The 11869-nt window shown below is 39.4% G+C and carries 13 protein-coding genes; 3 read left to right on the top strand and 10 right to left on the bottom strand.

The genetic code is table 11. The annotated features are described in order from the left end of the window. Nucleotides 1-516 precede the first annotated feature (516 nt). Nucleotides 517-1212, top strand: a complete 696-nt coding sequence (locus MHO82_RS11180) for a phospholipase D family protein (RefSeq protein ID WP_239184029.1) — start codon at nt 517-519, stop codon at nt 1210-1212. Between the two features lie 41 nt (nt 1213-1253). Here the strand turns inward: MHO82_RS11180 and MHO82_RS11175 are convergent, their stop codons facing one another. From MHO82_RS11175 to MHO82_RS11145, 7 genes are all read right to left on the bottom strand, one after another. Next, nucleotides 1254-2000 carry a hypothetical protein gene (locus tag MHO82_RS11175; protein ID WP_239184028.1) on the bottom strand — a complete coding sequence of 249 codons (747 nt, stop codon included), beginning with the start codon at nt 1998-2000 and terminating at the stop codon, nt 1254-1256. A 39-nt stretch (nt 2001-2039) separates the two neighbouring features. Continuing rightward, the gene (locus tag MHO82_RS11170; protein WP_239184027.1) at nt 2040-2741 is read right to left on the bottom strand and encodes a class I SAM-dependent methyltransferase; all 702 of its coding nucleotides are present in this window, start codon (nt 2739-2741) and stop codon (nt 2040-2042) included. Nucleotides 2742-3205: 464 nt separating this feature from the next. After that, nucleotides 3206-3802, bottom strand: a complete 597-nt coding sequence (locus MHO82_RS11165; RefSeq protein ID WP_239184108.1) for a class I SAM-dependent methyltransferase — start codon at nt 3800-3802, stop codon at nt 3206-3208. Between the two features lie 132 nt (nt 3803-3934). Continuing rightward, on the bottom strand, nt 3935-4168 hold the full coding sequence (locus MHO82_RS11160) for a hypothetical protein (protein WP_239184026.1): 234 nt from the start codon (nt 4166-4168) through the stop codon (nt 3935-3937). Between the two features lie 69 nt (nt 4169-4237). Next, entirely contained in the window at nt 4238-4609 is a 372-nt protein-coding gene (locus MHO82_RS11155) for an energy transducer TonB (RefSeq protein ID WP_239184025.1), read from the bottom strand. Nucleotides 4610-5804: 1195 nt separating this feature from the next. Beyond that, complete coding sequence (locus tag MHO82_RS11150; RefSeq protein ID WP_239184024.1) at nt 5805-6332, bottom strand: NAD(P)H-dependent oxidoreductase; 528 nt, start codon at nt 6330-6332, stop codon at nt 5805-5807. Between the two features lie 43 nt (nt 6333-6375). Continuing rightward, on the bottom strand, nt 6376-6795 hold the full coding sequence (locus MHO82_RS11145) for a VOC family protein (protein WP_239184023.1): 420 nt from the start codon (nt 6793-6795) through the stop codon (nt 6376-6378). Nucleotides 6796-6915: 120 nt separating this feature from the next. On the opposite strand from MHO82_RS11145, the gene soxR reads away from it, so the two are divergent. After that, nucleotides 6916-7365: a redox-sensitive transcriptional activator SoxR gene (gene soxR, locus MHO82_RS11140; RefSeq protein ID WP_239184022.1), complete on the top strand. Its 450-nt coding sequence runs from the start codon at nt 6916-6918 to the stop codon at nt 7363-7365. 102 nt (nt 7366-7467) lie between these two features. Here the strand turns inward: soxR and MHO82_RS11135 are convergent, their stop codons facing one another. From MHO82_RS11135 to MHO82_RS11125, 3 genes are read right to left on the bottom strand one after another with little or no spacing between them, the layout of a single operon-like run. Next, nucleotides 7468-8253, bottom strand: coding sequence for a metal ABC transporter permease (locus MHO82_RS11135; protein WP_239184021.1), 786 nt, complete (start codon nt 8251-8253; stop codon nt 7468-7470). Further along, nucleotides 8250-9149, bottom strand: a complete 900-nt coding sequence (locus tag MHO82_RS11130) for a zinc ABC transporter substrate-binding protein (RefSeq protein ID WP_239184020.1) — start codon at nt 9147-9149, stop codon at nt 8250-8252. Before MHO82_RS11130 ends, MHO82_RS11135 begins: the two co-directional genes overlap by 4 nt. Continuing rightward, nucleotides 9139-10332 (bottom strand): TonB-dependent receptor, encoded by a 1194-nt coding sequence (locus MHO82_RS11125; protein WP_239184019.1) that lies wholly within the window; start codon nt 10330-10332, stop codon nt 9139-9141. The genes MHO82_RS11130 and MHO82_RS11125 overlap by 11 nt, the downstream gene beginning before the upstream one ends. 125 nt (nt 10333-10457) lie before the next feature. On the opposite strand from MHO82_RS11125, the gene MHO82_RS11120 reads away from it, so the two are divergent. After that, nucleotides 10458-11744, top strand: a complete 1287-nt coding sequence (locus tag MHO82_RS11120) for a hypothetical protein (RefSeq protein ID WP_239184018.1) — start codon at nt 10458-10460, stop codon at nt 11742-11744. Nucleotides 11745-11869 lie beyond the last annotated feature (125 nt).

The following is an 11869-nucleotide window of genomic DNA, read 5'->3' as shown; positions in this document are numbered from 1 at the left end:
GTTAAATTTAATAATAACTTACCGATTTTTAATATTGGTCTAATTAAAAATGTGGTCCATGCTTTTAATTGATTTCAACCTCTTTAAGTTAATATTAATTTGAAGGTTTGTTGTTGGTAAGTGAATTGTTTTTATTGACTTCTTACATATTAAAAACAAAGAGAAGCTGATGGATGAGGTACAAATATATCTATTGTTAGGCGAGAAAGTAATTGAAGATATGATCGTAGATGTGACGCCTAATATCTTATCTTAAAGAGCGTAATACCTTCACTGAAATATGTAGTTTCTTAATGTGACATTGTCACTGGAAGGTCTTTGGAAGCCTAATGTCATACAGTGATCGTCGTAGTTTGACGCAGCTCTCATTGCTTAGAGAAACAGATAATGATGAAAACTTTGAGTTTATTCTCAATACTAGAAAAATACTTGTTATAAATTTATATGTTCAATGTTTCCTATAGTCGAATTTAGTTATCATTATCAGTTATATAATATTTATAAAGGAATCTCAGTATGGCTAAATTTCTTAATACAAGTGCTACAAATTACTATCTTGAAGAGTTGATAAAGAATGCTTCTGAACGTCTAATTCTAATTAGCCCTTTTTTAAAATTAAATGATAGAGTTAAAGAGTTATTAGAAGACAAAAACCGACTTAAAATTGATGTTCGAATTGTTTATGGTAAAAATGAGCTTCATCCAGAAGAGATAAATTGGTTAAAAGAGTTAAGCTTCGTGAGAACTAGCTTTTGTAAAAATTTACATGCTAAATGCTATATAAATGAAGAATCTTGCATTATCAGTAGCTTAAACTTATATGAATTCAGTCAAGTTAATAATAATGAGATGGGCATTGTTGTTAATCGTTCTGATGATCCGAGTGTTTATAAAGATGCTTTTGAAGAAGCCCAAAGGATTATTAGGATCAGTGATGAGATACGTATATCTCTTGAAAAAGTAAGCGATGAAGCTGCTCCACCTCAAGATAAAAGTGAAAATTACGAGAAACTCACAACGTCTAAATTGGCTAAAAAATTAGGTCTTAAAACTAATGAGCTGCTCGATAAACTGATGACTCAAAAGTACCTCACAGTGAAAGATGAAAAGCATTATTTAACGGAACTAGGAAAAAAATCTGGTGGTGAATTTAAATACAGCCAGCGCTTTGGACCTTACTTTTTATGGCCATCAAACATTGCTTTAGATTAAGCGGTATCAAGCCTACCCTACGTAGGCTTTAAACCAAATACTTAGAACAGGAAGCTTGGGTCAATGATTTTGTTGCCTTTTTGGATTAAGTTCCCTAAAAAGCTAGAGATACCGTTGTAATACCGTTGAACATCAAGATCCAACTTTTTTAAAGCTTTACCTTCTTGATCCGAAAAAGCTACAAACTGTGCAAGTCGTGGGCTCACAACACCACCATGTTTTATTGTATTGTTTAGTACTCTGCACTCATTAGCATCTGCGTGTCCATCTAAATCAGCAAGGAAGATAGACTTTTCTTCAAACTTAGCTTTTAGAAGATCCCATTGATAAGGTGGGTTAATGTTATTTAGCGGCGTTGAAGTTTCATGGTGCTCAATCGCCATATATACTTGCTTTAAGTATTTTTCTGCGGTCGCCCATAATCCAATGACACTAAATTCATCAGAGAAAGCCTTACTGCGGTCGATTTCAAGGCCAATGTCATTGAACCCCGATGCCTGTATAGTGGCTTTAACCTTTAAATACTCCAGCTCTTCTTCATCAGTTATGTCTTTTTTGGCCTTATCAATATTTACTTTAAAAGCGTTATATTGTTCACCAAATACGGTATTTCGTTTATTGAGATCATCAGTTATGACTTGATGAAATCTCGATAAATCATGCAAATGCCAGTGGAGTTCGGCTTGTAGATTTGACAGTGGCCCAGACGTATTATTCATGTAAGACATTGGTTTATCATCGCCTGTTTGTTGTTCAATCGACAGAATAGGATTGTATTTTATTACCACAGCTTGTACCTCATAATGAATTGTCTGGTTAAGTACCCTTTAGATGGGCTTTTCACATCTGATAAAAATGAAGTTTGGTTTATTTTTTAGTTGGTTATAGGTAGATTCAGACATGTCTTTTGCTCGTGCATCAACATTTCCTTCCGAGATTTTCGAAATAATAAATCCAGATGAAGTGACGGCATCACACAGCTCTGTTAATGATCGCCGATAGAAGCTCACCGACACAGGGGTTCCTACGGTGTTCCACTCTTCTTGAATATGTTCTCGTTCAAAATAATTACCGGATAGAGAGCATTCAAAGTCTGCAAAAGGATGGTGGGTCGAAAATACCATACAGCCACCAGGTTTCAGAACCCGAAACGCGTCTTTAAATACAGGGACTAGGTTTTCAATGTAATGCACAACGAGCGGACTAACGATAATATCTGCACTGTTATTCGCTTCTTTAGGTAAGCCATGAGCTACATCTTGGACATAGGCTTCAACGTTATCCCCTAGCTTCGTTTTAACGAGTTCGATCATTTCTACAGAGGCATCTAAACACTTGATTGTATTTGCAGATTGCTCCAGAAACCATTCGGCGTAAATGCCCGAGCCACAGCCCATATCAAGAATATTTTTTCCCTTGATTTCGCCTAAAAGCGCCATGGTTGATGGACGCTCTAGCAAGGCATTGTAAATATTATCTCTAGCAACGGAATCGTATTTTTTTGCATGCTTTGTATACATTTCGGACATGTATTGGCTACCTTAAGATGAAATGTAAACGATAATACATCCGTTTTTTAATGATGAATACTTCATTGACATTATGCTGACAAATCTAGATAACTAGAGGCTTCTATCTGTATGTTCTTAGAGATCTGTCTGTAATGACACATAAAATGGCACGGCCTTAGGTTGGTTTTAAAACGTCATGTTAGCGAAAATTTGAGCCAGACATACAGAAGCGCCATACAGCTCTGTGTCTGTATGGCGCATTCTATAAGCAAGCCAAGGCGCTGTTAGTGCTTGTATCAGTATAATTTTTCTGTGATACAGAAAGAATATAACAGCCCTACTTTTTATGTGCATAAGCTTATGGCAGTAATGTGACAAGGAATAGTACTTTAGGGGTAATTATTATTTATTACATTGCATAACCTAATTTGATAAAGCTATGGATCCAATAATCAAAAAAACTCACCACAAAAACGGGTGGTCTATAAATTTTTAACGGCGATGACAGAAAAGGTATGCCAATGCTTAGACTCACCGAGCATGGTTTGGCCCATTTCATCACGTTCCGTAAATTCCACGATGTCATACTCATCAAAAAGTGCGCGTACCTGATGTTTGGTCATTGGTGCTGTTGGAATCCGAAAGTCGGTAGCCCAACTGTCTTTTACCCCCATAAAATCACCAGCAAAAACACCACCAATAGCAAGGCTGGCGGTCAGTTTTTTCCATGTTTTTGTAAAGTCCTTCAAGTTGGCAAAGTAAAGGCTAGAATTTGCTAGCACGATTCCGGCAAGTGAGTAGTCGTAATGCTCAAAACTGGCCTTGCATACATGGACTAATGGATTGTTGGCAAAACGTTCACGGCAAATGGTTAAGGCATCTTCGTTTACGTCGAAGCCTGACACTTGATAACCAAGCTTACTAAGGTAGTGAATGTCGCTACCTGTACCACAACCACAATCTGTTGCTGTTTTATAGCCTGAGCGGTTTAATGGTATTAATCGCCCTGTTCTTGGCTTATGTTTGCGTTTTACTGCTTTTTGGTAGTATTGCTGCCAAGTTTCTTCGTTCTTGTCTATCACTATTTCATTTCCTATGAGGACGATTGCACTGAGATGCTGCGTCCATTACGAGTGACTAATTGACCTTGTACACACCTTGTATGCGAAACTTTAACGCTGAGTAGCTCCAATAAATGAAGGCGATTGGAATTAAGAGAAAAAGCTTATAAAACATAGCTTTACGCAAACATCTGGCAGCATAAAATGTAAGCCTGTTAGCACGAATACGGCACTGACTGCGAGTAATATCAATGCGAGTAGATAAGATTCAAACGCTTTTAAGTAGCTACCAGAGCACGTCATCAGACCTAATTTCTCTACCCCTTGAAAGAGAATAAGTACATAAATAAAAACGATGATGTTGGCAAAAAGAAGATGATCCATATTGTCCTTTGGTAGTAAATGCTTCGATATATAAATCTGTGTGCTTAGTGAATCAGTGACATGTTCAATCTAGTTGCCTGATCTGTCTTCCATTTTAAATCTTACTGTTATGAGGCAGTTTGACTCGGTGATTTGAGGTGAAAAACGCCAAATTGAAGTGGCGAGTAAAACTGCTTCTTCGAACATGTCTTCTGGGCTAGAGTCGATAACGTTGGTGTTTGTTATCACGCCGTTTTTTACATCAATGCTAAGTGCAACCCACCCTTCTTGCTGAATCTGTCGCAGAAAAGATGGATAGGAAGGTTTCGGCTGTTGTTTTATTTCTTTTAATATTGCAGGGCAACTGGCAGCAATGTCGTCATAGTTTCCAATCTCTTTCACGTGATCTAAGGTTGTGCAGCCTGATAAAAGTAATGCAAGGATCACTATCGATGTTCTCAATGATTGGCTCCAGGTTATGTTCAAATGTTCAATGAATACAAAGTTAACAAAGACATACAGTGCCAGTAGTGTTAACTGAACTGAATTCATATACTAAAAGTTTCAAGCATAGCTGCAATGAATAACAGACATTCGCCATTATTTTTGATTAATGTTTCAGGTATTGGCACTGTGGGGATCACTTCTTTCCCCTACTTTGTGAATATTGAACTTTTGTGTATGTAAAAATTAAGTAGATTACGAATTTGTTTAGCTATTCGATATGAAGTTTGAGAGGAAAATGACACTAATCTGCTGAAAGGTGTGTTTTTATTAAAGCCCCGCCACAAGGTGTAACGGGGCTGATTGCCAATTTAGAAACCCTTAATAATGATGCAATGGGTTAATACTCTTCAAGAGAACGTACAGGCCGTTTATCACGTTGGTGCTTATTGATGTTCGCTATCAATGTTTGTGTATTCTCGTTAATTATTCTGTTGGTTTGGTATGTTTGTTTTGTGACAGGATTTAAATGATACTCCCGCTTCAAGTTATGACATAAATTTCGTTTGATTTTCATTGGGCATTTTCCGGTTGCAAGCTAAATACTCAGGCGCTCATTTTTGTATTAAGTAGGCCGAATAAAAAATGTTTGGCTTTGCAGTATGCCTGCATGAAGCCTTATGGTTATTTTTATGACGTTATTGTTATCGTTTTTGTTTAATTAGGCAATTAAATGCTGTTTATTTGTATGAGTTTCTTGTGTTTTAGTCGAGTGTTATGTTTTTAAGCCTTGAGATTGGTTTTCATTGAAAAGTACAAAATGATTGCGACAATAATATACCTGTAGTCATTATGATTGCATTATTCCGAGGGTGTATTGGATGGGAGCAAAGGTATTGATAGCAAAATTATTTCTTCGTGTGTGTTTTAAGAGCGTTGAAATAAAAAAGCGCCATACAGTGGCTACGTATGACGCTGTCTAACAGTCGCGTTAGCAAGAAAAGGCTTAGGTATGTGAGAGCTTAACTATATGTGAGAACCCACTATAACAAGTCGTTTTCTTATTGGTTATTTGCTTTTGATACTTTTGTGAATTGCCATCCAGTATATCTTTTAATGACATTTTTATTACAATGCCTTTGCGAGTCTTATCTGACTTTACGGCCAAGCTCATCAACGATCATGTTTTTATATACCCTGATATAAACTAAAATTAGCTGGCAAGTGAATAGACGGCGGTCACGAGCTTTTGTTTAAGTTCTTCATTGAGCATTTGATTCGTTTTTATATCGAAGTTGTCATGAAAACTGGGTATGGAAATGCTGGCTTTTACATCCGCAGCGGCGTAAGGAGCTGATTGAGAAGCAGCAGCCAGCACACTGGCAGCCCCATTCGCACCGGGTGAGGTGGATAAAAACAACGTTGGCTTATTCTGATAAACCTTGTTATTCACACGGGATGCCCAATCAAACAGGTTTTTGTAAGCGGCGGTAAAGGTGCCGTTATGCTCGGCGTATGATACAATAATGGCATCCGCATTCGCTATTTTTTGAATAAACTGTTTTGCTTGAGCGGGCTGGCCAAGTTCTTTTTCCCTGTCATCACTGAATATTGGCATTTCATAATCATTAATATCTAACGTTTCAACGTTAGCGTTATCAAATAAGTGAGCGGTATACGTTGCCAATGTGCGGTTGATGGAGTTTTTGTTATTGCTTGCTGCAAACGCGAGTATGTTCATTATCTTTTCCTTTTGTATTCTATTAATAATCGGCTTAGTTCAGTTAGCTTGAAAGATTACGCTCTTTTGGGTCGTCACTTAAATATTCGACAAACTCAATTTCAAAACCGGCAGGGTCGACAAAGTAAACATTTTTGCGAAATGGCTCTACGGCTCCTTCTTTCGAAATCGGAAAGCCTGCTTGAGTTAAACGCTCAATGACAGCGTCAATGTTATTTGTGACATAAGCAAAATGCGCTAGACCAACTTGATGTCCATCTAAATTTCTATTTTCACCTTCACCGTGATCGCTCATGGCAATATATTGGTAATCATCTCCAAAATGCAGCCAGTTACGAGGTTTGCCATTCCACTCCCCTTGCCCTTCATCGCGAATGCGCCAATGTGGGAAGACAGCTTGGTAGAAGGTCAACATTTTAGAAATATCCGATACTACTAAGTTAATGTGCTCTAATTTAATCATGGTGTTTTCCTTTGATATTTATTGGTTTTCCGTAAGAAGTGATTCCATGTTAATACCTCAACCTAACTTGAGGTAAAGCGTTTTTTTTACTAATCTGGAAAAAAGTTTTTAGGAGGAAACATGAGAGAAGCCAGATGGTCTGTTGGCCAAGTTGCTAAACGCTGTGGCATTAAAGTCAGTGCCCTGCATTTTTATGAGCAAAAAGGGTTGATTCAAAGTGTGAGAAATGAAGGCAACCAAAGACGTTATGAACCTGAAGTGTTAAGACGAGTGGCCGTGATCAAAGCCGCTCAAAAAATGGGCGTGAGCTTAGAAGAGATTAAACAGGCATTTGCGACGTTACCGAATAATCGAACCCCCTCAGTTGAAGATTGGGAGCTGCTTTCAACTCGCTGGCGTGAAGATCTGAATGCTCGTATTGCTTATATGGAGCGGCTGCGAGATTCACTTACGGGCTGTATTGGCTGTGGTTGTTTATCCATGAAGAGCTGCCCGATTTATAATGAAGACGATAAGCTAGCTGCAGTAGGATCTGGCCCTGTCATATTAGATAGAAAAGCAGACGTTTAATTAGCCTGTTAGATGGCGGTCATGTCGGTATTATTCAGATTGAATCGATATGAAAAAGATAGGGAATTGACTCCCTATCTTTTTATTGATGAGCAGGTTTTACTAAGCACGTTTTTGAACAAAACAATGCTTAAAACCAAAAGAGATCACTTTAGTAATAAGTGCGAGTATACTCATACCAATCACAACACTGGGCCCGATGGGTAAATCGTGCATCACAGAGAGAGCAAAGCCAAATAAAAGCCCGCAAATTCCCAATGATAACGCCGCAAAAAGACGGCATTTTTTATTGTGTATGGCATTAGTGAACAACACTGGAATAATTAAAGCCGCAAACTCAAGGTAGACGCCTAAATTTAAGACCAAAGGTGGGATCACCAGCGCAAACACAAAATAAAAGCCTTTGCCAGATAACCAGTTATCCTTGTACCTGGCGATGGTCACAACGATCAAAGTGATGAATAAAATTGGCCAGAAATCCAGCCAATCCGTCCACAATAAACGTCCGTTTAATAGTGTCTTCGCCACTTCCATTCCATGTGGGTTATGACTCACAATTAACGTTGCAATACACGCCGACACCACATAAATTAAACCAATCATGGCCTCTAAATGGGATTTGACCTTGTCTTCTAACAGCATAATGATGGCCGCTGCAATAAGAGCAAGTGCCCAAGCCCCCAGCAAACTTACCCAAGAAGACTGATGGGCATAGGAGTGAAAATAAAAATCCACCACAATCACCCCTAAAGCTGCAACTTGAGCCATGGCAAGATCAATGAAGATGACTCCCCTTTTTAACACTTGTTTACCAAGGAATATATTGCAGATCACCGCCAAAATACCAATCAAAATAGGTGGGATCAGCCAATCGTATGCTGCGATCATTTTGGCTCCTTCAATGCCAACAATTGTTGTATTGAATCGTCAATTAATGCAAACAAATCTTCACTTTCCTCTCGTCCTCCTACACTTTGGGCAAGCACAACGATAGGTAAATCGGTGCGCTGGCTTAACCAATCTGCCGCGTCTGAAGATTGATGGCTCGAATAAACAATACCGGAAACACCATTAAACGACTGCGCGGCTAATTGCGCTAAATGTGAGGTTGTTGGTGGCAAACCCGGATTTGGCTCTAAATCGGCCACTTGATCTATATTTAACCATTCGAATAAATAACGATACGTACTGTGGTAGCCAACCACTTTGATATTTTGTAAATCAGTGGCCTGTTTGCGCCAAGTTTCGCTATGCTGCTGCCACTTTTCACGAAAACCCAGACCAGAGCTAGTGTATTGATCGCCATTTTGGGGATCTAACTTGATCAAAGTTTCAGTCAAAGCTCGTGAAATATTTGGCATGGCATCAATGGCAAATTGAACATGAGGATTGCCTTGTCCGTGCACATCACCCATAGAGCGATCAACATGATCAGTTTGATCCAGAAGTTCTACATGATCGGTCGTAAAGAATAAGCCCGGCTGACCGTTTTGTACCTTAGGATTACGGCTTTGTCTTTGCAGCTCTGGTAGCCAACCGATTTCTAGCTCTGAGCCTGAGCAGATCACCAAATCAGCTCGGCGCATTTTGGCAATTAATGATGGCCTAGCCTGAACGTAATGTGGATCTTGAAAGGCTGTGGTGGCTGAGTAGATCTTGGCATCAGGTGCATGATATTGCGCTAATGAGGCCCAATCTGGCTGACAAGTGAAGATCGACAAAGACGCATTAGCCTGATAGCTAAATAATACAGCGCTGGTGGCTGCGATCAATTTAAAAGGCATGTGCACCGTGAGCTCCAAATGACATTACGTACTGCAGTGAAAAGATGTGTTGGTCTTGATTAATTTGTTCTTCATGAGTTATTTGCGCTCGAATACGACCAAAATGCGATGGGTGCCAATCAAGGGCAACATCGATTTCTTTGACTTCGTTTTCTTTAAAGTGGCCATGAACGAGAGTGCCATGCGCATGCAGATCTTCGGCACTGGTTACCTTCATCTCTGAATAGCGTGTACTCAATGACCAAGTTGGCGAAAATTGATAAGCGAGCTCCGAATACCATCCATCGGCTGTGTTTTTAGCATTCTCTAATCCGTAAAGTGAATCATCGATCATGTCATCCATGTACCAATATTCGGAAGTGAAACGAATGTGTTTGTCTTTGTAATTTCCGTTTGGTGCCCATTTCCAAGTGGCATCAGCGCCATACATTTTTTCGCTGGTGTAGCTTGGCCCGTGATGGTGAGCATGATCATGGCTGTGATCATGCTCACCATGATGAGTATGAACATGAGAGTCAGAGCTCGCAGACACGGCTTTTTTACCATTGCCGTTAAAAACAGCGCTTACGCCAAGCTTCCAACTGTGTTCAAAACCAATATCGTCACCTATTTGCACATTGGCAGTGTATACACCGACGTTAGCCGGGTTGTCATAGCCCGAATCAAGTTTGGCACCACTTAATGCTTCAGTGCTGAATTGTAAGTAAAGATCGGTTGGCGCTACCCAGCTAATTTGTGCCCCATCATCAAAATAATGGGAGCCAAAAAATGCACGGTAAATAGCTGGTCGCTCAATGAAGGCATCTTCATGAAGGTGTTTACTGTTCATGTAACCAATGTTGGATAAAAAACGGCCCGCTTTTACCTTTGTGCCCCATGGCATAGACAAAGATTCAATATACGCTTCTTCTAACTCAAATTCTGTTTCGCCACCATGACTGTGTAGAACGGCCACCAGTGCCCCTCTAAAATGTGTATCAATATTGCCACTTAGCATTAATTCACTGTGGCCTAGTCCAAACCCTTCATCGCGGTGGCTTAAAAAACGCTCGTTATTTTGATAATGCCCATCAAGTACAACACCAATATCAATCAGAGAATTCTCTGCATGTGCAGAAAGAGAAAACGCCAGTGATAAACACACAGCAGACAGTGGAAATGATGTTTTTTTATAGTTAAACACAACGAGTTACCTTGTAGATATAAATAAAAAATTTGTATGTGAACGCTTGTTTCATTTAAATGTTATGTTATAACATATCAAAAGGTCAATAGAGTAATTACTTAAAAATGGATGGAAAAAGGAAAATGACAAACTTTCACTCTGGTACAACAAATAAAAAACTACTAGCGTTAACAATCAGTTTGATCTTGATGGGATGCAATACAGGGACGAATGATACAGCCGCCACTGGCCATGAACCGGAGCATGGTCATAATGAAGCAAGTCTGCCAGGACGTTTGATGATTTCAGATGCTGATTCGGCATCGGTTCATGTTTTAAATACAGAGGATCTGGCATTAGTTGAGCAAATTAGTGTTCAGAACCCAATCAGTGACCTACATGTTAGCCCAAGTTTTCGTTACGCATTAGCGGTGCAGAAACAACAAGGTATAGTGCAAGTAATTGACGGTGGCGTATGGTCTGAACCTCATGGTGATCACAGTCATGACTACACGAAAACACCAGTGTTGTTAAGCGGTGAATTTAACGAAGTGACACCGTCACAATTTAAGATTGAAGGTAACAAAGCTACCCTATTTTATGAAGGTGATGAAACCAGCGGAGTTTCCGCCCAATTTAAAGTATTGAGTGACGACAGCCTAGGTAAAGGACAAGAGTTAGCGCATTTTGCGTTTCCATATTCTTTACAAGGCATAGCTCAAATTTGGGGAGATTATGTATTTACAGGGGTGAAAGGAGAAGGTTCAACTAGCCAAGTACCTGATAGAATTGGGGTATTATCTAGCCATAATGATCATTTTCATTATGAAGGAATGTTTGAAGTCACCTGCCCTGAATTGGCTGATAGCGCGTTAAATAGCCAAAAAGATGTTATGTTTGCGTGTGCGGATGGTGTGGTTGTTATCCAAGATGGCGGTGATCATTTTGCCAGTAAAAAAATCACAAACCCAGCTTCTATCACGGCGGGTGAACGTATTGAGACAATCCTATCATCAGCTAAGAGTACAACGGCGCTAGGTTTAACGGCATCCAAACAGGTATTTCGTATCACGCCGGAAACAGATGTTTTAACCGAGCTGAATTGGCGCACTAACGCAGAACAAAATGCATTAGCAATCAGCATGACAGAAGACACTTTTGCGCTCTTAAATACCGATGGTACGCTACTGACTTTTGATGTGAACCATGATTTTAACAAAGTGGCAGACATTAAAATTTGGGATGAGAAAGTGACCTTAACAGGGACACAAAAGATTGAAATGGCATTTGATCCAAAAACGAAGCTTTTATACATCAGTAACCCAGCAAATAAAACCTTGGTCGAAGTGAATATGGCCCAGCACAAGGTTAATCGTGTGATTGATTTGGCATTTACTCCATCAGATTTAGTGTGGGTCGGCATTAACTAACCGTTTTTACAAGCCAAAGCCCAATTCATTGATATCAAAATACGTACGCAATTCAGCGTGCGTATTTTATTTCCCACCTCTAAGTTACCCGCGGATTTATAAAAGAGTGCGATAAATGGTATGAT

This window comes from Vibrio sp. Of7-15 (assembly GCF_022347565.1).
Lineage (GTDB): Bacteria > Pseudomonadota > Gammaproteobacteria > Enterobacterales > Vibrionaceae > NORP241.
Note: the sequence above shows the minus strand (reverse complement) of the source record. Positions and strands in the feature narration are given on the sequence as shown.

Bases quoted from the DNA above. Each gene is read 5' to 3' on its own strand.
- MHO82_RS11180 (WP_239184029.1), top strand. From the start codon at position 517: ATGGCTAAATTTCTTAATACAAGTGCTACAAATTACTATCTTGAAGAG.
- MHO82_RS11120 (WP_239184018.1), top strand. From the start codon at position 10,458: ATGACAAACTTTCACTCTGGTACAACAAATAAAAAACTACTAGCGTTA.
- MHO82_RS11135 (WP_239184021.1), bottom strand. From the start codon at position 8,253: ATGATCGCAGCATACGATTGGCTGATCCCACCTATTTTGATTGGTATT.
- MHO82_RS11160 (WP_239184026.1), bottom strand. From the start codon at position 4,168: ATGGATCATCTTCTTTTTGCCAACATCATCGTTTTTATTTATGTACTT.
- MHO82_RS11145 (WP_239184023.1), bottom strand. From the start codon at position 6,795: ATGATTAAATTAGAGCACATTAACTTAGTAGTATCGGATATTTCTAAA.
- MHO82_RS11150 (WP_239184024.1), bottom strand. From the start codon at position 6,332: ATGAACATACTCGCGTTTGCAGCAAGCAATAACAAAAACTCCATCAAC.
- MHO82_RS11130 (WP_239184020.1), bottom strand. From the start codon at position 9,149: ATGCCTTTTAAATTGATCGCAGCCACCAGCGCTGTATTATTTAGCTAT.
- soxR (WP_239184022.1), top strand. From the start codon at position 6,916: ATGAGAGAAGCCAGATGGTCTGTTGGCCAAGTTGCTAAACGCTGTGGC.
- MHO82_RS11170 (WP_239184027.1), bottom strand. From the start codon at position 2,741: ATGTCCGAAATGTATACAAAGCATGCAAAAAAATACGATTCCGTTGCT.